Annotated in this window: 17 protein-coding genes; 13 read left to right on the forward strand and 4 right to left on the reverse strand. The window is 68.2% G+C overall.

What is annotated here, in order from left to right:
- The first annotated feature begins 652 nt into the window (after positions 1-652).
- The 3 genes from JYK02_RS26130 to JYK02_RS26140 are packed head-to-tail and all read left to right on the forward strand — an operon-like array spanning position 653 to position 3,373.
- Positions 653-1,801, forward strand: coding sequence for a hypothetical protein (locus JYK02_RS26130; RefSeq protein WP_347402582.1), 1,149 nt, complete (start codon positions 653-655; stop codon positions 1,799-1,801).
- 11 nt (positions 1,802-1,812) lie between these two features.
- Complete coding sequence (locus JYK02_RS26135) at positions 1,813-2,796, forward strand: HEAT repeat domain-containing protein (protein WP_207054905.1); 984 nt, start codon at positions 1,813-1,815, stop codon at positions 2,794-2,796.
- A 49-nt stretch (positions 2,797-2,845) separates the two neighbouring features.
- On the forward strand, positions 2,846-3,373 hold the full coding sequence (locus JYK02_RS26140) for a hypothetical protein (RefSeq protein ID WP_207054907.1): 528 nt from the start codon (positions 2,846-2,848) through the stop codon (positions 3,371-3,373).
- 65 nt (positions 3,374-3,438) lie between these two features.
- Here the strand turns inward: JYK02_RS26140 and JYK02_RS26145 are convergent, their stop codons facing one another.
- Both JYK02_RS26145 and JYK02_RS26150 read right to left on the reverse strand, forming a co-directional pair.
- Entirely contained in the window at positions 3,439-3,717 is a 279-nt protein-coding gene (locus JYK02_RS26145) for a hypothetical protein (RefSeq protein ID WP_207054909.1), read from the reverse strand.
- Between the two features lie 15 nt (positions 3,718-3,732).
- On the reverse strand, positions 3,733-4,425 hold the full coding sequence (locus JYK02_RS26150; RefSeq protein ID WP_207054911.1) for a lysoplasmalogenase: 693 nt from the start codon (positions 4,423-4,425) through the stop codon (positions 3,733-3,735).
- A gap of 147 nt (positions 4,426-4,572) precedes the next feature.
- Between JYK02_RS26150 and JYK02_RS26155 the strand changes: the two genes are divergently transcribed.
- Together JYK02_RS26155 and JYK02_RS26160 are read left to right on the forward strand one after the other, a co-directional pair.
- Positions 4,573-8,652, forward strand: a complete 4,080-nt coding sequence (locus JYK02_RS26155; RefSeq protein ID WP_207054913.1) for a HEAT repeat domain-containing protein — start codon at positions 4,573-4,575, stop codon at positions 8,650-8,652.
- A gap of 217 nt (positions 8,653-8,869) precedes the next feature.
- Positions 8,870-9,448: a hypothetical protein gene (locus JYK02_RS26160; protein WP_207054915.1), complete on the forward strand. Its 579-nt coding sequence runs from the start codon at positions 8,870-8,872 to the stop codon at positions 9,446-9,448.
- Between the two features lie 50 nt (positions 9,449-9,498).
- Here JYK02_RS26160 and JYK02_RS26165 read toward each other — a convergent pair whose 3' ends face one another.
- Together JYK02_RS26165 and JYK02_RS26170 are read right to left on the reverse strand one after the other, a co-directional pair.
- Entirely contained in the window at positions 9,499-11,733 is a 2,235-nt protein-coding gene (locus JYK02_RS26165; RefSeq protein WP_207054917.1) for a M9 family metallopeptidase, read from the reverse strand.
- Between the two features lie 106 nt (positions 11,734-11,839).
- Positions 11,840-13,060 (reverse strand): FAD-dependent monooxygenase, encoded by a 1,221-nt coding sequence (locus JYK02_RS26170; protein WP_242588903.1) that lies wholly within the window; start codon positions 13,058-13,060, stop codon positions 11,840-11,842.
- A gap of 246 nt (positions 13,061-13,306) precedes the next feature.
- Between JYK02_RS26170 and JYK02_RS26175 the strand changes: the two genes are divergently transcribed.
- The 8 genes from JYK02_RS26175 to JYK02_RS26210 all read left to right on the forward strand — a co-directional run bounded on the left by JYK02_RS26175 (position 13,307) and on the right by JYK02_RS26210 (position 21,105).
- Positions 13,307-14,392, forward strand: a complete 1,086-nt coding sequence (locus JYK02_RS26175; protein ID WP_207054919.1) for a type III polyketide synthase — start codon at positions 13,307-13,309, stop codon at positions 14,390-14,392.
- Entirely contained in the window at positions 14,386-14,961 is a 576-nt protein-coding gene (locus tag JYK02_RS26180) for an isoprenylcysteine carboxyl methyltransferase family protein (RefSeq protein ID WP_207054921.1), read from the forward strand. Before JYK02_RS26175 ends, JYK02_RS26180 begins: the two co-directional genes overlap by 7 nt.
- 7 nt (positions 14,962-14,968) lie before the next feature.
- Positions 14,969-15,229 (forward strand): acyl carrier protein, encoded by a 261-nt coding sequence (locus JYK02_RS26185; RefSeq protein WP_242589242.1) that lies wholly within the window; start codon positions 14,969-14,971, stop codon positions 15,227-15,229.
- The gene (locus JYK02_RS26190; RefSeq protein ID WP_207054925.1) at positions 15,226-16,983 is read left to right on the forward strand and encodes a fatty acyl-AMP ligase; all 1,758 of its coding nucleotides are present in this window, start codon (positions 15,226-15,228) and stop codon (positions 16,981-16,983) included. Before JYK02_RS26185 ends, JYK02_RS26190 begins: the two co-directional genes overlap by 4 nt.
- Positions 16,984-16,996: 13 nt before the next feature.
- A complete protein-coding gene (locus JYK02_RS26195) occupies positions 16,997-18,094 on the forward strand; it encodes an FAD-dependent monooxygenase (RefSeq protein WP_207054927.1) in 1,098 nt (365 codons plus the stop codon).
- A 64-nt stretch (positions 18,095-18,158) separates the two neighbouring features.
- Positions 18,159-18,926, forward strand: coding sequence for an ATP-grasp domain-containing protein (locus JYK02_RS26200; RefSeq protein ID WP_207054928.1), 768 nt, complete (start codon positions 18,159-18,161; stop codon positions 18,924-18,926).
- Between the two features lie 48 nt (positions 18,927-18,974).
- Positions 18,975-19,514, forward strand: a complete 540-nt coding sequence (locus tag JYK02_RS26205; protein WP_207054929.1) for a gamma-glutamylcyclotransferase — start codon at positions 18,975-18,977, stop codon at positions 19,512-19,514.
- Between the two features lie 145 nt (positions 19,515-19,659).
- Complete coding sequence (locus JYK02_RS26210; protein ID WP_242588904.1) at positions 19,660-21,105, forward strand: DNA/RNA non-specific endonuclease; 1,446 nt, start codon at positions 19,660-19,662, stop codon at positions 21,103-21,105.
- Position 21,106: the final 1 nt, after the last annotated feature.

A 21,106-nucleotide genomic window follows, 5' to 3' on the forward strand; every position in this document is an offset into this window, starting at 1 on the left:
GAGCCGGTGACGGGGCGCGCTGGCCCGTCCCAGGTGGACGAGGACCCCGTGTTGGACGCGCGCTGTGGCGGCTCCATGTCCGCGAGCTGTGTCCGGTCCGTCAGGTCCGAGGACACACCCGTCACGCCCACCGCGGAGGGACCCCGCCGCGCGGCACCTGCTTCGTTCTTCATCATTGTCCGGCCACTTTTCCCGCGACGCATTCACAGCCACGGCGCGACCCGGACGGCTTGCCCGGTGCATCCGTGTGCTGGGTACAGCCCCCCCGTCCCTGCCACCACGGACCGAAATCATACACGGACACCGCACCGCGAACAGTTCACGGCATTCCCGCACAGGCGTGTCTGTTTTGACCTTGGGAAGCGGGAAGGCAGACGGGCGGATGGTTCAACAATGTGTGACAGGCGTGGTCCGCACGGACGGAGAGTCATTGCCGCCGTCGCCGCGAGCTTCCATATCGCCGGAACTGTTCCGATGACGCGCACGGTCAATGAATGGAATCCCCCGAGTGAAGAGCGGCTGAATCCAGTAAAAATCCAATCAATCTGTTTTGCTTGATTGAAACAAGGAATCCGTGGTTATTTGGATTCCCATGGTTCCTCCCGTTCCGACCCAGACATCCACTCCTGGTCCTTCGCGGGGACGCGTTGCCGTGCTGGCGGGAGCAGGCCTGGTGGCCGTGGTGGCCGCCGTGGGGCTGCTGTGGCGCGGCGGAGACGAAGCGCCGTCTGCGTCAGCGGTGACATCCGCCGTCAAGGCCGCACGGGCGGCGGGCCTTCAGGGCGGTGGCGGGGGGGGAGGGAAGGCGTCCCCCGGCGTGGAGGAGGCGGAGGCCGCGGAGCGCCGCTTCTCCGACCAGACGTGCTTCCCGGAGCTGGCGCGCTTCAACGACGGCGTGACGCTGGAGACGTTCCGGGACTGGGCCGCGCCGCTGCTCGCGTCGAAGGACCCGCTCGTCCGCGACTACCTGAAGTCGAAGCTCGCGGAGCTGATTGGCGATGACGCGGGGCGGGCGGGGCAGGTGGTGGACTGGGCCCGGGAGGCGCAGGGCGCGGAGTTCAAGGTGCTGCTGTCGGGCCTGCGTGAGTCGGACGCGGTGCAGCGGCCGCAGGTCGCCGCGCGGCTGCTGGAGGCGGGGCTGGACAAGGGGCTGCCCCTGGACCGGCGCGCGGGCATGCTCTCCGCGCTGGACTCGCAGAAGCACCTGACGCCGGAAGCGATGGACCGGATGGCGGAGTTCGCGCGCGACCCCGCGTCCGCCGAAGCCGGCTGGGCCGCCACGCGCACCCTGGGCCGCGTGATGACGCGCGAGTCGGAAGCCCTGGGCGACGCGTCGCCCTACCTCGACCGGCTCATCACCATCGCCACCGACTCGCCGGACGAGCAGATCCGCCACCTGGCCCAGACGGCGCCGCTGCACAACTCGCCGGTGCTGGACAAGAAGACCACCGACCGCTTCGCGCGCATCCTCCAGAGCGAGGGCAACGAGGACGGCCGCGACGCGGCGGCGCAGGTGCTGGCCATGTCCACCGACAAGGAGCAGACGCTGAAGCTGTTCGCGGACTCCTTCAACCGCGAGCAGTCCGTGTGCGTGCGCTGGGCGCTGTTCCGCTTCTCCGCGCGCGTCGCGGGCCGGGAGGCGCTGCCGGTGATGGCGAACATGGCGACCGTGGATCCGCGCTTCCAGCCGCTCTACGGCACCTTCGAGGCGCTCTACGCCCAGGGCAACGTCGACTTCATCCGCGTCTGGAACGAGCTGCCGGACCAGAACCCCTTCGGCTGCATGGACCGCCACCAGTAGGAGCCCGCCGCATGCCCCGCTTCCTCCATGGTCTTCGCGCGCTCGGGGGCCTGACGCTGATGCTCGCGTCCTCCCCCGCGTGGTCCACGTCCCCCGCCGCGAAGCCGGCGCTGAAGGGGGAGAGCTGTTCCGTCCAGGGGCTGATGGATCAGCTCCGCCAGGGGATGGGCTCCAGCTCCAAGGCCTACCGCGACTATCTGAACGCCGTGCTGCGCGAGGCCGCCGTCTCGCTGCCCTCCGGGGAGCTGCGCGCGGCGTTCGACCGGGAGACGGACCCCGCGATGGTGGAGCAACTGGCCGCGGCGCTGGTGGCGCGCAGCGAGCGCGAGGCGGAGAAGGACGCCATCCAGACCGTGGCCCGCCGCGCGCTGGAGGACCGCGACCCGTCCGTGCGCGCCGCCACCGTGCGCGCCATGCGCCGCACCGGCGCGCTGGAGAAGACGGGGGACATGTACGAACGGCTCATGCGCGACGGCTCGCCAGAGGTCCGCATGGAGGCGGCTCGCAACCTCATTGAAGACAACCAGTATGTCTATTCCGGGCACCACGGCCCGGCCACGGACGCGGCCGTCAACGCGGCGACGGCGTCCACGGATCCGAAGGTGACGGCGAAGATTTTGGAGTCCCTGGACACGCGCAAGGTGGGGCCGGAGGCGGGGCAGAAGCTGCTCGGGATGCTGGGCCATGAGAGCGCGGACGTGCGGCGCTCGGCGGCGCTGGCGCTGGGCGGCGTGCCGGCGGCGCAGATGGGGCCGGCGCGTGAGGCATTGGTGGGCATGTACCGGGGAGAACGGGACGCGGGCGTGCGCAAGGCGCTGGTGCAGGGCATCGCGGAGCTGGGCTTCGCGGACGCCGTGCCGGAGCTGCGCAAGCTGCGGGGCGTGGACCCGGCCATGGCACCGGAGATCGACGCGTGGATCCGCGTCCTCGAATCAGGCGTTCAGGAGTGGGGCCTGCTCCTGAGAGAGAAGCAGCGGCTGCAACAGGTCCGTTGAGCAGCACTCTCATGGGGCCGGACCCGCCGGCCCGAAAGGAACACCCCCGATGCGTCACACGAAGAAGACGGCCCTCGCGGCCATCCTGGCCCTCGCGATTCCCTCCGTTGCCGCCGCGTACTCGTACACGGTGAAGTCGCCCTTTCCGGGCACGGTGACGGCGACGACGTACTACTCCAGCGGCACGTTCCACGGTGCGGTGGACATCTCCAGCGGCCGCTGCAACTACTGGGGCGTGGAGACGGGCGTGATGGCGTCCCTGTCCTGGAACGTGACCATCCGCACCTCGGGCGTCTACTGCAACGGCACGGGCAGCGGCACGCAGAACGAGGCGAAGCACACGTTCGCCAACGGCAAGACGTTCCGCCTGTGGCACTTCATCAAGACGTCGGACTCGTATGACCGCACCTGCAACCGCTGCCAGGTGGGCAACGAGGGCGGTACGGGCAACGCCACGGGCCCCCACGTCCACATGCAGTATGACCAGTCCGGCAGCAACCTGACCGGCTGGTACTCCGGCTACACGACCAAGGGTGAGGCCGTGGACCGCTCGGAGACCATCGGCGTGCTGGAGTAGTCACGCGGTGCCCGCGGAGGCGGAAGGCCGTGGGGGCCTTCCGCCTCTGGGGGTTCAACGGGAAATCAGTAGCAGAAGCTGTTGCAGTACGGCGCGCCGTTGGGCTGGGTGCAGCACCGCTGGCCGTTGGAACACGTGCCGTTGACACACGCGGGACGGCAGAGCCCCTCGCCGGGGCTGCTGGGGAGCCAGGCACAGGTCGTCGTGTTCGGGCAGTAGCCCGTCCCCGTCTCACACGCGAGCCCCTGCTCCTGCGACCCCAGGTCCACGTCCGCGTCGGTGCTACCGCCGCAAGCCGTGAGACCGACAACGCACAACGCCGTAACCACCAGGGAACGCCACATGGATGCCTCCAGGAGTCAGGTGAGACTCCGGGAAGATATAGGCATCGTGGCCGGAGCGTGCGCCGCGTGAGGGGACGCGGCGATACAGAGCTGTGCGGCCCAGTACAGCAGCATGACGGCATAGCCCAGGCCGGGCAGGGGCATGACGAAGAGCCGGAGGGAGAGCAGCCCGTCGCTGGCGGTGAACAGCAGCGCGCCTCCGAACGCCAGCCATTTCGCGCGCCGCGAAAGCGCCGGACTCCCCACCAGGGCGGCGGCGCGCCAGCCCATGGTGCAGATGACGGCGACATAGGCTGTCACGGGCACCGCCATCCCGCCCAGGCCGGGCCACAAGCCCACGAGGGTGCCCACCGCCAGCAGCGTGAAGGGCAGCGCCCAGAGCAGGGCCGGGCGCCGCGTCACGGAGAGGAACGCGGCGGTGTAGCCCACATGGGCCAGCAGGAACGCCCCCAGACCCGGCAGGAACATGTCCGCGCTTACCTCCAGCAACACGTCGCCCAGCAGGGACAGCGCCAGCCCGGCGAAGACGAGCCGCGCATGGCGCTCCCGGGCTGGCCACAGCCACAGGAGCAGGCACACCATGGGCAGCGCTTTGGTGACGAGCCGTGCCTCTCTGGGGCCATCATCGATGGCGAAGAGGAAGCCCACCACGCCGGCCAGACCCACCACCGTCAGGAGCTTCGTCCCGCCTGTCCACAACTCACGCATGGAGCGGCACCTTACCGCCCAGATGCGGGCACCCTGAAGGTCGGGGCATGGCCGTTCGCGGTGTCGCGCTTGGATATGGGGTTTGCGGCTTCGTATTACTTCTACCGGCGGATTGAAATCCGCAGAGCAGCAAGCGAAGAGTGCCGGATGTCGAAGAGTCGGACTGGTGGCGGCCGTGCGATGGACAAGGGCTTGTCCTATCAGGATGACGTGACCGTATGGGTCGCGCTCCAATTGATGTTCGTTCGGAATGAGGGCATTGAGCGGATTGAGCTTGAGCCAGAATCCCAGGAGGACATCGAGGTCCTGCTACCGGCGGGGCGTCCGGGACGTCAGCTCAGCATCCAGGTGAAGTGTCAAGGCAAGCCCTGGGGACCCAAAGACTTCGTCGACCTGGTTGGTATTCCGCTGCGGCCCACGGGCACGAGAGGGCCCAAACGGCGGAGCTCTCCCGTGGAGCGGTTGGCCAAAAATCCGGGTGAGCATTACGTGCTCATCACCGACGCCACGCTTGATGCCTCTCTTCAATCGCTGGAGGTAGAAGACCTCTTAGGGCTGGCGCCTGCCCCCAAATTACCAGCCTCGCTTGCGAGGCGTCTTCCGCCAGGGGCGCGCCTTGATGAATTGGTGGCTCGAATCAAGGTGCTCAAGCCGATGAAGCGAGGACACTTCCAGCTTCTTACGGAGGAATTGCTGAAGCGGCACTTGCACGTGCCGGGCCTCATGGTGAAGGAGTGTCGCGAGGCGCTGGCAAAAGAGGCGCGCGCCAGGATGCCTCGGGAGGCAGTCTCTCACTCATGGACGAGGCAGGACATCGTCGCGACAGCCCGCTTGTACAAGGGGGCACTCACGCCCACCGAGGAAATGGAGGACTTCGTCGCCCCCAGGAACTTCGAGGAGATGAAGTCCCGGCTCGCCAACAAGCACCAACTGGTCCTGTTGGGTCCACCAGGGGTCGGTAAGACGCTGGTCGCGCGGAAGCTCGCGTATGAGTACCAAGTCGCCGATGAGCCCTTTGCGTTCCTGCGCATCCAGGACCCTGCCGTACTTCGGGAGCGGCTTGAGGCCACGAGGGAGCCGACTGTCTTCTTCGTCGAGGATCCCTTTGGCCCTGACCGGCCGGGAGACAAGTCGGGGCGCTGGCTCCATGACCTTCCCGCGCTGCTGGACGAGGCCCGGCCTGACAAGAAGCTCATCGTCATGTCTCGGCTGGCAATTCTTCGCGCCTCCAGTGACCGGCAGCAATTTCAGCAACTGCGGGCTGAGGCGATGCACCTGGACATCGCGGATTATGAGCCCTCCGCACGTTGGCGGATCCTCCAGAACAAGCTCAGGAAGGCCCAGGGCTGGCAGCGCGCGCTTGTGGATGACCACCGTGACGAAATCCTGGAAAGCCTCCACGCTCCACTTTCTATCAAGACCTTCGCGATGAAGATGCGGCAACTAGAGCAGCGAAGCGGACTCCGACTTCGTTTGATGCTTCAGGAATCAGCCGTAGACAAGATCGCCAGCATCGTGGCGCAGGAGATTCGTGGTCTGAGCTGGAGTGCAGTTCCCTCTGCACTGATTCTTTGGAGTTTGCTGGCGCAGGAGCCAGTTGTTGCCCGAAAGGCTGCCCGTTCGAGGTCGGAGGTCCTCCTCGATGCGGACCGGAGCATCCACGTGGACATCCAGAAGTTGCTTGAGTGGATGCTCGCTGCGGGGTGGTTGACAGAGGAGCCGGACGGATACCGTGCCCACCCTCAGGTCACAGCTGGGCTTGAGTTGCTGATGCAGGAGGAGCCTGCGCAGGCCGCTAGCGTTCTCTCTGCCTTGCTCAAGGGCTTGTGCTCGGAAGAGGCGTTCCCCGATGTGCTGGAACTCTTGCTGGCGGTGTCCCCTGATGCTCTGCCCCTCTCCAGGAAAGTTCATGGAGAGATCGAATCGTGGCTCCGCATTGCGCTGCTGACAGCAGAAGGGGAGTCTCTGCCAGACCTTTACGTCGCTGCGAGCATGTGGCTGCGAGGGGATGGCCCCATGGAAACCCTGGTGCGCGCCCTTTATCGCCCGCCCCTGTTGAAGGATGGCTTCCGGCAAGCAAGGTCATGGCTCCTACCCCGTTGGCCAGACTCGCTCCTGGCTGCCATCCGTTCGAGTTCCGAAGCACGGCAGGTCATGGAACGATTCATTCGGTACGTGCTGCCCACAATCAACAACGTGTTCCATGAACAGTTTGTGCGAGACCTAGACTTCCTTGGATGGCACTTCCCGGAAGCATTCGCAGCAGCGGTTCCTATCGCTGCGAGGGGGGCGACTACGTCTCTTTCCACAATTGTGCTGGGAGCAGTAAACTGCGAGGTGCCGCCGTTCAATTCGCTGATTGAGTTGATCAGCTCTGAGCTGAGGCTTCGCTGGGACAAGGCTGACGTGACGCCCGAACTCAAGGTTGCTGCCGAGCAAGGACACTTGGACATCATCGAAGTGGCGGCCATCGAAGAGACCGATCTGGATGATCGGCTGATCCTCCAAGGGGAGCTTGAGCGGGTGGTTGCGTGGCGCAGGGCTCACGAGGGATACACATGGTTGCTCCGGCATCCACGATGTCACGAGCTGATTTTCTACTGGTGCATCGCGATCCGGCAGGAAGATGCCTCGCTTGATGAATTCAGCGCTCTCCTGAATGTCTGTGAAACCAAGCAGCGCTGGCAGATCTACCAAGCCATTGGGCGCGCAAGGCACAGAGAGAGCGGCCAGTTGTTGCTTGATGCGCTGAACTCCTCTGCAAGCCGCGACGTACGCGTGTGCCTGCGCGCAGCGTTTGAGGTGTGGAGCCCTCAGGAGCGCGATTCCGCGCTGCGTTCCCTCCGGGCCCAACCCGAGGCGCGAAAAGCTGCCTTGGTCGCCATGGCTGGGCCTGATCTTGCCGAGAATGAATGGAGCCAATTCGTCCCCGAAGCCCAGGAAGAGTTGGCGCGAATCCTATTCCCAGAGATGCCTGCCGCCTTGAGTTCCTGTATCAGGGCTCAGGTACAGCCGCGCGTGTCCTTGGCACCTGGCGAGCTGGTGGACGATGATCGCAAACGTCTCTACGACTGGGCTCGCAGTTCGTCCCCAGAACTCAGTTGCGCGGCGATTAGCGTGCTGGCGGCTGTGAGTGAACCTGTTGCGGAGGCTGCCGCAGCGGCGATGAAGTCTCCGGTCGCGCCTTTCCGCAAGAAGGTCATACAGGCGCTCGCTTCGGACAGGTCTCGTGAGGCCACTGACTTGCTGGGGAGCGCACTTCAGGACCCTGATTGGAGGTGCCGGACTGCTGCGGTTCTCGCGCTCGCGCCACGAGCGAATGCGGCTGAACGCCAGTCAGTATTGGCTACCGCGAAAGACCCGAGTTGGCTTGTACGGAAGGCCTGTGTCACAGCCATCCGGAAGAACCAGTGGCATGAGGGACTCAACACTCTCTTCACTCTGCTTTCCGATGAGCAGGATCTGGGGCTTGGCTACACGGAGGAAGCTCGAGAGCATGGCGTGGCTCGCTCCGCGGCCCAGGCCCTCGTCGAATTGGCACCACTTCCTGAGTCGTTTGCACACGCGCTGCTCGATTTCCTCCGAGCGGGACCAAAGAGCAACCGAGATGCCATGGTTCACCAGCAGCTCATGGTGCTCTTTATGTTTCAGAACTTGGATGGCGTATTCGAGCTATTGGTCGAGCTTCTTCAGAGCCCCATGCGTAGGGTGGTGCGGAGCCAAGTTCATTATCCCGTTCGAAAGGCTGCGGCCTGGGCACTCTTTCAGCAACTCATTTGGTATCCAGTATTGGCGCAGCGGCTTGAATTGGCGTCGCTGGTGGATGCCGCTCTCCATCCGGACCCCGTGCTCTCTGGAGGGGCGTGCCTGGTTCTTGGACGCATGGGACCTATGGCGTGGCCTGGGGCAGAGCCCGCGCTGGGCGAGTCCGAGCAGTGGGAGCGAGCTTTCCTGCTTGGGGCAGAGTGGATCCGGGCGCATCACACGCTCCCTCCCGGCAACGTAAGGGCGCTGCTTCCTCCCAAGGCAACACAGTGCCTTGAATGGCTGCTGGAGTGCGACCCTGTCACCACGGAGTCCTGGGGCTTGCACCCTGGCGTCCTGGACTGGCTGACGGAACTCTCGGCAGGGGGAAGCTGGTGTTTCTTCATCCGGTACTACCTTCAGCTCTACTTCTTCGCCCCCCCCCACCCGGCATTCCTGTTGGATCCGTACCCGAGTTTCTGAAGACGCTACCCTACGCTTTTCTCAATCTTCCTCGTGACGGTTGGACGGAGGTGACGCTCGAGAGTGAGTCACGGCCGACGATCCCCTGACCTGTTCGTAAACAGCGTGTAGGCGGGATAGCGGCTCTGTGGAGGGTGAGAGTTGGAGCGGAGGTGCCGAGGAGAGCCGCTGCCTGAGGCGCCACTCTCGCCTCCTCCGCTTCCGCTGGGGGGAACGGGTGCACGTACAAGGATCTGCCGATGCTGGAGCCGCGTCAGAGCGCGAAGAAGGAGGGGCGGTAGTAGTAAGCTGCCGCGAGGCGCGCGGCGGCACCGGCATCAACGCCACGTACACCGACGGCGGCGCGGGCACGGTGTTCCTCAAGCACGGCGGCGTGGCGTACGGCCAGTTGATCATCAACAACAACAACCAGACGCACTACGCCACGGGCGGCTACACGCCGTTCGTCTCCGTCGCGGGCACGGTCAGCAGCGCGGCCAACGCCGGTGACACGGCGCTCAGCGTGAACATCACCAGCACGCCGCTCCACAACTCGGCCGCGTTCAACCAGCTCCTCGCCGGGCTGTGGCTGCGGCCCGACACCAGCGTGAACAGCGGAAGCCTGCCCGCGGACAACCTGGTCACGGTGGCCGGCAACACCTTCGTCAGCACCACGCAGTCGCAGTTGACGACGTCGCCCCTGCTGGCCCCGGTGCCGGCGGGCGCGAGCTTCAAGAGCGCCGACCTCTTCGACGTCTACAACGTCGTGGGCGGGGCCATCACCCAGACGAACGGCGACCTGTACGTCGTTCCGTAGTCCCGGCTTCTTCCGGCCCGCCGCGCGACAGGGGCGGCGGGCCGGGCGTGTCAGGGCGCCCTGTCGAAGTGAGCCTCCAGCTTCACGTCCGAGTAGGGCGTGCCTGCTTCGAGCATGAGGTAGTAGTAGCCGCCGGTCGCGGGTGAGGGGATCTCCACCGACTCGTCATTCCCCGGGAGGTAGGGCCGGTAGTCATACACGGTCTTCGTGGGCCAGGTGCCGGCGCGGACATACAGGTTCGCGTTGCCCGTGCCGCCGCTCGCCACGAAGCGAAGGTTGCGCGCACCGGCAGGCACATGGAGATGGAAGTAGAGCAGGGTGCCGGTGGAGGCCAGCGGGCCCCGGTAGCAGCCATCGTCGAGCTGCCGGGGGTTGGACGCCGTGCAGGCAGGAGTCGGCCCGGGTTCGGCGTCGGGCGACACGCAGGCGCTCGGGTCCGCGGCCCTCGCGACGCAGTCAATCCACGGGTGGAACTCCGCGTCGTTCGCCGTGCCCAGTGCCTCCAGGGACTGGCCATACGCGGTGTAATTCCCGGCCCGGAACTGCTCGAGGAAGGTGGCCACCTGGTCCGGATGCCGCTCGAACATGAACCGCGTGGCCAGATAGCCCCACGCGTACACGCGGTCGGCGCTGTGGCTGTACGTGTTGCGCAGGATGTCGCTGAGCTGGAAGGCCCGGGTCCTGCCCTGCGTCACCGCGCTGGCGTTGTCGTTCTTCCTGGAGATGTATTCGGCCAGACCTTCGATCCACCAGACGGTGGGCTGGGTGGTGCTCGTGTTGAAGTCGCCCTTCATGTTGAAGCGGCCATCCAGGTAGTGGACGTATTCGTGGCGCAGGTTCCAGATCTCGAACGCGGGGCGCAGCCACTCCGCTTCGTAGGAGATGAAGCGGGCCTGGTTGCCGGAAGCGGCGGGGTTTCCCTCCAGATACATGCCGCCATTGTTGGTGTTGATGCCGAACAGCACGCCCGCGTAGGTCTGATAGTCGAGGCTGCTGTCGAAGACGATCGTCTCCAGGGAGGTGTTGTTGTCGCTGGCCACGGGCACGCCGTTCGTCTTCAGCGTGACGTGGAAGTACGCCTCCTGCATGGCGAGCTGGTCGCAGCTCTGCGTGAGCTGCGCGGCCGTCATGTCCTGCGCGCGCATGCGCAGGGTGGCGCCACAGGTGTGGGTGATGCCGAGCACCGTCTGCTCCAGCATCCGGCGGAAGTCGCAGGTGCCGTAGTCGGCGCAGTGGGCCTTGTCGTAGGCGTCGGCCATCTCCGCCGAGCCCACCCAGAGGCCCGCCGAGGGCCCCGTCATCGAGTGGCTGTCGAGGACCGCCTTCACCTTGGTGCGCGTCAGGGTCTGGAGCGCTCCAGGGTGCCTGAGGAAGCGGGCCATCTCTCGCGCCGCGTTGACGGTGAGGTACTGGTTGGAGGTGCCCAGCAGGTGCTCGGTGCGGGTGATGAAGGACTCGAGCGAGTAGATGATGGACGGATCCGCCTGCACGGCCGCCACGAAGTCCGCGTTTCCATGGGCCCGGTAGAGGCCCTGGTAGACGCCGTTGGTGGCGCCCTTCATGGAGGAGGAGGCCTCGGCGGTGGCATTGAAGCGCTCCAGCAGGCCCCGGAGCGTGCCCAGGTGCCAGGCGGTCTCCCCCGCGCTGTCGATGAGGGTGACGAACTCCCGCAGCACCGCGCCGTGCGCGTCGTTGACGTCCGTGAAGTGGCTGTTGGCGACGAAGGCCGCGAGGGCCGGGCGGATGGCGTCGCGCAGCGGGGCGCCGTAACTGCCCACCGTGCCTGACTGGTAGAACTGCACGTAATAGCCAGCGCGCAGGAACAGGATGAGCTGGAGCGTCTGCGCGGAGTTGTTGCCCACGTACTGCTGGGCGCTGACGGTGAGAGCGTTGGCGATGGTGACCATCTTGCTCTCGATGAAGATGTGACCGGACTGTGGGGCCACGGCGTAGAACAGCGAGCCGAGGCAGTCCTGCGTGGCGCCCTTCACGAGCGAGACAAGCTCGGTGCCACTGGCGGACGCGAAGGCCGCCGGATCACAGGCCACCAAGGTCCGCGACCGGGTGACAGCGGTGTGCTGCTGGCGCAGGAACTCGGGGGCGATATCCGGCTCGCGCGAGTCGGGCTGGATGCGTTGAGGGGTGTGCTCCAGTCCGTGGACCCGCCAGGACTCCCCGGCGGGCGGGGGCGTCCCGGGATGGGCAAGCGCGCTCGTCGCGAACAGGATGAGCCCGACAGCAAAGGGGACACTCCAGCGATACCCATCCGTGACGGGACAGCGCATGACTCATGCTCCTGGGAGGGTGTTTCGAGCTAGAGCTGTAATAACAGTCAGGTCTGACAAGACCCGCTCGCCAGCAACAGCCGTCCCAGGACCCGGCCGTGTCTCTCTAACCTGGAGGCGGGGCGTTCAGCGCCACGGCGCCGCGTCCCCGGCGCTGCGCGCGGACCCACCGCTTGGAGGCGTGGAGCTGGCGCAGCACGCCGCGCAGCGCGGGCTTCTGGCTGGCCATGAGCAGCAGGTAGCTCCACACGGAGCTGCCCCGGCGGTTGAGCAGGGCGTAGGCAAAGGCCGTCGCGTCCTGGTTCACGTAGCTGGGGACGTTCTCGAACCACTGGGAGCTGCTGCGCGCGGCCAACTGGATGGCCAGCAGGGCGGCGCGCCGCTCCTCGTCATAGGCCTCCAGCGCGGCGGGCAGGTCTTCCGGATGGGCGCGCAGCTGCCGCGCCAGCCCGATGGCGTCTTGAATCGCCAGCTTCGTCCCGGAGCCGATGGAGAAGTGGGTGGTGTGCGCGGCGTCGCCCATGAGCACGACGTTGTCGTGGTACCAGCGCTCGTTGGTGATGCGCTTGAAGTTGAGCCAGGGCGCCTTGCCCATGCCCTTCAACTGGTTGAACAGCGACCTGCCCTGGAGCCGGCTCTGGAAGATGCCCTCCAGCTTGCGGAGCGTCTCGTCCATCCCCAGCGTGTCGAAGCCCAGCGCCTTCCAGGTCTGCTCCTGGCACTCGACGATGCAGGTGCTGGTCTCGTTGTTGAAGCGGTAGCCGTGGAACCAGAGCCAGCCGGCGGGCGTCTCCTCGAAGGCGAAGGTGAAGGCGTCGAACACCTTGTTGGTGCCCAGCCAGATGTACTTGTTGCGCCCCTCCTCCACGTGCGTCTGGAAGTGGTGGACGTGGCGCTGGCGCAGCCGGCTGTTGACACCGTCGCAGGCGACGACGAGGTCCGCGTCCGCGAGCTGGGAGAAGTCCGTGACGTCGTGCTCGAAGCGCACGTCCACGCCCAGGCTCCTCGCCCGCCGGATGAGGATGTCCAGCAGCCGGTCGCGGCCCAGCGCGAACCCATAGCCGCCGATGTGCGTCGCGTACTCGCCCCGCAGGTGCACTTCCTGGGTGTCCCAGCGCGCCGCGGAGTCCGCGATCCGCCGCGCGCTCACCGGGTCGTTCCGGTAGAGGTCGTCCAGCAGGTCGTCCCAGAACACGACGCCCCAGCCGTAGGTCACGCCCGCGGGGTTGCGCTCGACGACGGTGACGTCGTGCTTCGGGTTGGACAGCTTCGCCAGGATTGAGAAATAGAGCCCCGCCGGACCCCCGCCAACACAGACCATCTTCATCGCATCCCCCCTGCTCGAACGGCCCGGATGCTACCGGCCCGCCCTGAAGGGCGACCCTGTTCGGAAGCGCCGTCTGCCGTTGCTGGCAGGACAGAGCGTAAAAGGGGCGGGGCGTCGCGTGTGCAACAGTGTGGGCGCCCCGTGGGGTTCAGGGGCGTGCAGGTCCGGCGATAGACCATCGCATCCGGGCCTGCCGCCGATTAAGCCTGGGGACTCGACTTCCCGGGTGGGACCCCTCAGGACTTCATGCCCAGCACGACCCGTCACGACCCCGCGCCATCCCCTTCGTTGAGCGCGGTGGGACGCGCGCTCCCCCCGCATTACGCCAGCCAGGAGCAGCTCATCGCGGCGCTGCGCGACCTGTGGGCGACGAAGCACTTCAACCTCGAGCGATTGGAGGACCTGCACCGCAACGTGCAGGTGGGCGGCCGGCACCTGGCGCTGCCCCTGGAGGAGTACCCGGCGCTCGCCACGTTCCAGCAGCGCAACGACGCGTGGATCCGCGTGGCCACGGAGCTGTCGGAGAAGGTGGCGCGTGAAGCGCTGGAGCGCGCGGGCCTCACGCCGAAGGACGTGGACCACGTCTTCTTCGTCACGGTGACGGGCATCGCCACGCCCAGCGTGGACGCGCGGCTGGTCAACCGGATGGGCCTTCGCGACGACGTGAAGCGCACGCCCATCTTCGGCCTGGGCTGCGTGGCGGGGGCGGCGGGGCTCGCGCGAGCGTCGGACTACCTGCGCGCGTTCCCGAAGCAGACGGCGCTGCTCATCGCCACGGAGCTGTGCTCGCTCACGCTCCAGCGCGAGGACCTGTCCATCCCCAACATCATCGCCTCCGGCCTCTTCGGTGACGGCGCGGCGTGCGTGGTGCTGCGGGGCGCGGAGGCAGGAGGCGCGGGCCCGCGCGTGGTGGGTTCGCGGTCGGTGTTCTACCCGGACACCGAGCGGGTGATGGGCTGGGACGTCGTGGACACGGGCTTCAAGGTCGTGCTGTCCGCGAAGGTGCCGCAGTTGGTGAAGGAGCACATCCGCGGCAACGTGGACGGCTTCCTCGCGGAGCACGGGCTCGCGCGCAAGGATGTGCGCCACTGGGTGGCGCACACCGGCGGGCCCAAGGTGCTGGAGGGCTTCGAGTCCGCGCTGGAGCTGGAAGCGGGCGCGCTGGAGCGCTCGTGGAAGTCGCTCAAGCAGGTGGGCAACCTGTCCAGCGCGTCCGTGCTCTTCGTGCTGGGCGAGACGCTGGAGGAAGCGGACGCGAAGCCGGGGGACTGGGGCGTGGTGATGGCCATGGGTCCGGGCTTCTGCGCGGAGATGGTGCTGGTGCGATGGTGACCGGCACACAGGCATTGTTCGCGGGCTTCATGGCGCTGCTCGTCGCGGAGCGGCTGCTGGAGCTGGTGCTCTCCAAGCGCAACGCGGCGCGGGCCTTCGCGCGCGGCGGCGTGGAGACAGGGCAGGGGCACTACCGGTTCATGGTGGTGTTCCACACGCTGTTCCTCGTCGCGTGCGTCGCGGAGGTGTTCGGCCTCCAGCGGCCCTTCTGGGGCGCGTGGAGCTGGGCGGCGCTCGCGGGCGCCGTCATCGCGCAGGGCTTGAGGTACTGGGCCATCGGGACGCTGGGCGACCGGTGGAACTCGCGCATCATCGTGGTGCCGGGGCTGGCGCCGGTGACGGGGGGGCCGTACCGGTTCCTGCGGCATCCGAACTACGTGGCGGTGGTGCTGGAGCTGTTGTGCGTGCCGCTCATCCACGGGGCGTGGGTGACGGCGGTCGTGTTCACGGTGGGAAACGCGGCGCTGCTCTACGTGCGCATCCGCGCGGAGGAGGCGGCGCTCGGGGCGATGTACTCCGAGGCCTTCGCCCACCGTCCCCGCTTCATTCCGGAGGTTCGCCGTGGCTGACATCGTGATGGAGGCGGTGGCGGAGATCCGCCGCATCGCCCGAGAGGAGCTGGAGTTCGAGGGCGTCGTGGAGCCCACGCATGACCTGCTGCGCGACCTGCACCTGGACAGCCTGGGGCTGACGGTGCTGGCGGTGGGGCTGGAGAACCGCTTCCGGGTGCTCTTGTCGGAGGAGGACGCGCAGGGCGTGCACACGGTGGAGGACCTGGCGCGGCTGGTGGCCTCGCGGGTCGCCGCGGCGAAGCCGGACGTGGGAGCGCACCTGTGAAGGGGCCGCCCCTGCCGGCGCTGAAGCACGCCACGGTGAACGCGATGCTGAAGGCGACGGCGCATACGTCGCTGGGGCTGGTGTTCGTGGACGCCGCCGAGCACGAGACATCCCTGCCGTGGTCCCAGGTCTACCGGCGGGCGAAGCGCGCGGCGGCGGGGCTGGCGCGGCTGGGCGTGCGTCCGGGGGACCGGGTGGCGCTGCTGCTGCCCACGTCGCCCGCGTTCATGGACGCGTACTTCGGCGCGCTTCTGGCGGGCGCGGTGCCGGTGCCGCTGTATCCGCCGGTGCGGCTGGGGCGGCTGGACGAGTACCACCGCTCCACGGCGCGGATGCTCCAGTTGACGGGCGCGGTGGTGGTGCTGACGGACACGCGCGTGCGGCTGCTCCTGGGCCCGAGCATGGCGCAGGCGCGCCCCCGGCTGGGCTGTCACACGGTGGACGCGGTGCTGCACGGCGACGAGGACCTGGAGGTGGAGGTGGGGTCCGACGCGCTGGGGCTCATCCAGTTCTCCTCCGGTTCGACGGTGGAGCCGAAGCCGGTGGCGCTGACGCACGGGGCGCTGGTGGCGCAGGTGGCGGCGCTGGAGGCGGCGATGCCGGTGGCCGCGGGCGTGACGCCGGTGGGCGTGAGCTGGCTGCCGCTGTACCACGACATGGGGCTCATCGGCTGTGTGCTCTCGGCGCTGTACTACCCGGGCAGCCTGGTGCTGATTCCGCCGGAGACGTTCCTGGTGAAGCCGGCGCTGTGGCTGCGAGCGCTGTCACGGCACCGGGGCTTCGTGTCGCCCGCGCCGAACTTCGCGTACGGCTTGTGCTTGAAGCGGGTGAAGGACGCGGACATGCAGGGCGTGGACCTGTCCGGGTGGCTGCACGCGCTGAACGGCGCGGAGCCGGTGTCCGCGGACACGCTGCGCCGCTTCGCGGAGCGGTTCGAGAAGTGGGGCTTCTCCGCTCGGGCGCTGCGGCCGGTGTATGGCTTGTCGGAGGCGTCGTTGGCGGTGACGTTCCCGCCTGCGGGCCGGGGCCCGCGCGAGCTGGGCGTGGATCCGGAAGTGCTGGCGCGAGAGGGACAGGCGCGCGACGGGACGCGGACGCTGGTGAGCGTGGGCGGGCCGGTCGCGGGCTTCGAGGTGCAGGTGCGAGGCGAGGACGGCGCGGTGTTGCCGGAGCGCAAGGTGGGGCGCGTGTTCACGAAGGGGCCATCTGTGATGCGCGGCTACTTCGAGGACGCGGAAGCAACGGCGCGAGCGCTGGTGGGCGAGGGCTGGCTGGACACGGGGGACCTGGGTTTCAGCGCGGACGGCGAGCTGTACCTGACGGGCCGAGCGAAGGACCTGGTCATCATCCGGGGCGCGAACCACGCGCCGCAGGCCTTCGAGGAGCCGCTGGGCAAGGTGGACGGAGTGCGCACGGGCTGCGCGGTGGCGCTGGGCTTCACGCCGGAGGGCAGCGAGGACGAAGCGCTGCTGATCCTCGCGGAGCGAGCGGAGCGGGGCGCGGACGTGGCCTCGGTGGAAGCGGACATCCGAGCGGCGGTGGTGGAGGCGACAGGCGTGCAGCCGCACACGGTGAAGCTGCTGGAGCCGGGAACGTTGCCGCGCACCTCCAGCGGCAAGCTGCGAAGGAGCGAGGCGTTGCGGCGCTACCTCTCCGGAGAGCTGTCAGCGCCAAAGAAGGTAGGCGCTGTGGGGCTCGCGGTGGAGATGGCGAAGAGCGCCCTGGCGATGGTTCGCGCGGAGCACGACTCGTGATGGATCAAGGCGCGTGAAGCGTCACGACGTGGTCGTGGTGGGCGGAGGTCCTGCCGGGCTCGCGGTGGCCATCACGGCGGCCAGGCGTGGGCTGGACACGGTCGTGCTGGAGCGTGCGTCCACGCCCGTGGACAAGGCGTGCGGTGAAGGGCTGATGCCTTCGGGCCTCGCGGCGCTGGAGCGGCTGGGTGCGCTGTCGCACCTGGACATGCGCGACAGCTCTCCGTTCGTGGGCATCCGCTACGTCCAGGAGGACGGCAGCACGGCGGAAGGGAAGCTGCCCGCGCCCGGTGGGCTCGGTGTCCGCAGGCTGGCCCTGTCCCAGGCGCTGTCTTCCCGCGCTCGCGAAGTGGGCGTGGACCTGCGCGAGAACTCGCACGCCGTGTCGCACGTGCGCACCCCAGACGGCGTGACGCTGGAGACGCCCACGGGCCCGGTGTCCGCGCGGTTCCTCGTCGCGGCGGACGGTCTGAACTCACCGCTGCGCAAGGCCGAGGGCCTGGACGTGGAGCGGGAGGTCCTTCGGCGCTATGGCCTGCGGCGCCACTTCCGCCGAGTGCCCTGGACTCCCTACGTGGAGGTGCACTTCGCCTCGGGCGTCGAAGCCTACGTAACGCCCGCCGGAGCAGAGCGCGTGGGCATCGCGTTCCTCTGGGAGGACGGCACCGTGGAGGGCCGCGTGGGCTTCGACGCGCTCCTGGAGCGCTTCCCCCGCCTGGTGGAACAGCTCAACGGCGCGGAGCCGGACTCCCAGCCGCGTGGCGCCGGTCCCCTGGCTCGCGTGGTCCGCACTCGCATCGCGGATCGCTTCGCCCTGGTAGGCGACGCCGCGGGCTACGTGGACGCGGTGACAGGGGAAGGGCTCACGCTCGCCTTCGCCTGCGCGGAGTCCCTGGGCGCGCTGCTCCCGGACGCCCTGGCGAAAGGCGCGGGCCGCGACACGCTGCTGCCCTACGAGCGCACCTTCCAGCAGGTGTTCCGCAAGTACGCCTGGACCACGCAGGGCCTGTTGATGCTCGCACGCCGCCCGCGCCTGCGCAGGCCCGTGGTCCGCCTGCTGGGCCGGGCCCCCTGGCTCTTCGAGCGCATCCTCGCCGCCGTGGTGAGCTGAGCCCCCTGTCAGCTCCACGCGGCATGCTCCGTCCGCGCGACGCCCATCCTCCTTGGAGCCACGCATGCACTGGATCGTCCAGAACAACCTCTTCAACGAGCAGGGCTTCCACACGCTGGTGGACGTCCTGGCGCACGGCTCCATCCCGCACACCCTGGTCAAGGTCATCCCATTCGGCGGCGGCATCGAGCCCGCGGTGCAGCCGTCGGGCCCCGTCGTCGTGATGGGCTCGCTCTCCCTGACGCTGTACGCGCGCCAGCAGGGCTGGACTCCCGGCGCCTTCATCAATGATCAGTTCGACTTCCGCGTCTGGCGCCAGCACCTGGGCCCGCACCTGCTGAACGCCCGTGCGACCGTGCACCGGTTCGCGGACGTGCCGGAGCAGCCGGGGCCCTTCTTCATCCGCCCGTGCCTGGACGACAAGGCCTTCTCCGGGATGATCACGTCCTGGGACGCGTTCTCGACCTGGCGCGAGCAGGTCCTGAAGCTCGACACGTACGCGACGGTCACCGCCGACACGCCGGTGGCCGTGAGCGCGCCCGTGCACATCCAGCGCGAGTACCGCATGGTCGTCGTGGACGGCCAGGTCATCACCGGCTCGCTCTACAAGCTGGGGGACCGCGTGGTGGCCTCGCCCCAGGTGGAGCCGGAGGTCCAGGCCTTCGCGCAGCGCATGGCGGAGACGTGGGGCCCGGACCGCGCGTACGCGCTGGACGTCTTCATGCACGACGGCGGGCTGTACATCGGGGAGTTCAACAACCTGAACTCGGCCGGCTTCTACGCCTACGACGTCGGCAAGATGGTGGCCGCCGTGGAGGCCATGCGGTTCTGACGGCGCGGGCCTTGTTCCACCGCCGCGCGCCGGGGACACTCCGTCCCCATGGCACCTGGCCCCGCGGCTTCGCGTCCCTGGTTCGCGTTCTCCCTCGACCTGGCCCCGGCCGCGGCGAGCCGGCACCTGCACGGCCTGCCCCCCGTCCCCGACTTCCCCGAGGGCGAGCTCGCCGAGGCCCTGGACGTGGACGTCGTCTACGACGTGCACGTGCCCAACTGGGGCGGCCGGGTCGCACGCCTCGTGGAGGCCCCCGGACACCGGCTGTCCGGGCGCCTGCGCCCCGTCGCCACCGAGTCCTGGCCCGTCCTCGCCCGCCTGGAGACCGCGCTCGCCCTGGCCACCGAGGAGGTCCCCGTGAAGGTGCGCACCGCCTCCGGCACCGTGGTGGACGCCCACGCCTTCACCCCCGCCGCGCGCAACACCTCCACGCAGGGGCCCGTCAGCGAGGCCTTCCTGATCACCCTCGCCGTCGCTGCCGAGCGCGCTCGCCTGCCTGCCGCCGTCGTCGAAAAACTCCAGGCCGAGGCCCGCATCGTCCACGCCGTCCAGCACGCCCCCACCGCGTCCAAGTCCGGCATTAAGTGACAGCCGGGTCGGACCGGACCGAAAAACGCCCTGGCCCCTGAGAAAAAGGGCGGTGTGACGCAACCGGGCGCCGCGTCACGCCGACGATGCAGGGGAGGGGCCCTCCCCGACCGTCTCCCCCGCCGGCCCCGAGGACGTTCACCGCATGTCGCTGCGAATCCCGACCGGAGTCTCCACTCCGCGCCTCACGCCCGCGAATGCCCCCGCCGCCGCGCCCGCGAACACCGCGGTGCCCGCCGGGGCGGACCTCCCCACCAGCGCACCCGCCGCCAACGTCGTGGCGCCCACGGGCGGAAGCTGGAAGCGCTCCGCCACCAAGGAGGTGGCCATCTCCGACCTCCAGCAGAAGTTCGGCTGGACGGATGAGAGCTGGCAGGGGCGCCTGCTGCACGCGGCGGACGAAGGCGCCGACGGGACCCGTTCCCAGAACGGCCAGGTGTCCGCGGCGGAGCTGGAGGCGTACCTCTCCGCGCCCACTGACGCGCAGTTCCTCACGTCCACGGCGCTCCAGCAGCAGCGCACGGCGCTCGACGCGAAGCTCGCCGGGGGCGCGCAGTCCGCCAAGGTGGACAGCTTCGAGAGCCCCTGGCAGCAGTCGGTGGCGAAGCGCGCGGACCTGCTGGGCGGCAACGGCGACGGGCAGCTCTCCGCGGACGAGCTGACGGCGTACATCAACGCGTCCAAGGCGAACCAGGCCAAGGGCACGGGCACCGCCGCGAACACGCAGTGGGTGCCGGATCAGCAGATGGCCGCCTTCCAGAGCCGCGTGGCGGAGGTCGCGGGAGAGGTGGACCCGCTCCAGGGCGTGGGCGCGCAGGGCGCGACGCCCGGGCTGAACATGGTGAAGGAGTACTCGCGCACGCTGATGGACACGGACAAGAACGTGCCCACGTTCGTGAGCTACCTGCTGTCCGCGGCGGACGTGAAGGAGACGCCCGCGGACGTCAGCCGGCTGGAGAGCACCTTCGTGCGCGACCCGGAGCTGAAGCAGGGCGGCGTGGTGGACTCCGACTACAACAACACCGGCTTCGACCGGGGACACATGAAGGCGGCCGAGGACTCGCCCACGCAGGCGGCGATGGACGAGAGCCACTACATGAGCAACATCGCGCCCCAGCACGGCAACCACAACCAGCAGGTGTGGCGCACGCTGGAGCGCGGCGTGTCCGAGCTGGTGAAGGAGACCGGCGGCAAGGCCTACATCGTCACGGGCAACCTGTACCTGGACGACAAGGGCAAGCCGCTGCCGCCCGAGTCCCTCCAGACGACGGGCTCGAAGGAAGACCGGCGCATCGCGGTCCCCACGCACAACTTCAAGACGGTGCTGCTGGAGCTGCCCAACGGCAACCTGACGATGTTCGCGTACATGGTGCCGAACCTGAAGGACGGCCCCTCCAAGAAGGAGGACATCCTCCCGCTGCTCCAGGAGTCGCGCGTGCCGGTGGACCAGCTGGAAGGGCTGCTGGGCCAGGACCTCTACGCGCAGCTTCCCGAGAGCGTGCAAGCGAAGCTGGAGAAGGACACCTCCGCCGCGGGCGTCTTCCAGCAGCAGAGCCTCTACGAGTCCGCGACGCTGCTGCGCGCGCCCTGAG

The organism is Corallococcus macrosporus (assembly GCF_017302985.1).
In the GTDB taxonomy this organism is placed as follows: Bacteria; Myxococcota; Myxococcia; order Myxococcales; family Myxococcaceae; genus Corallococcus; species Corallococcus macrosporus_A.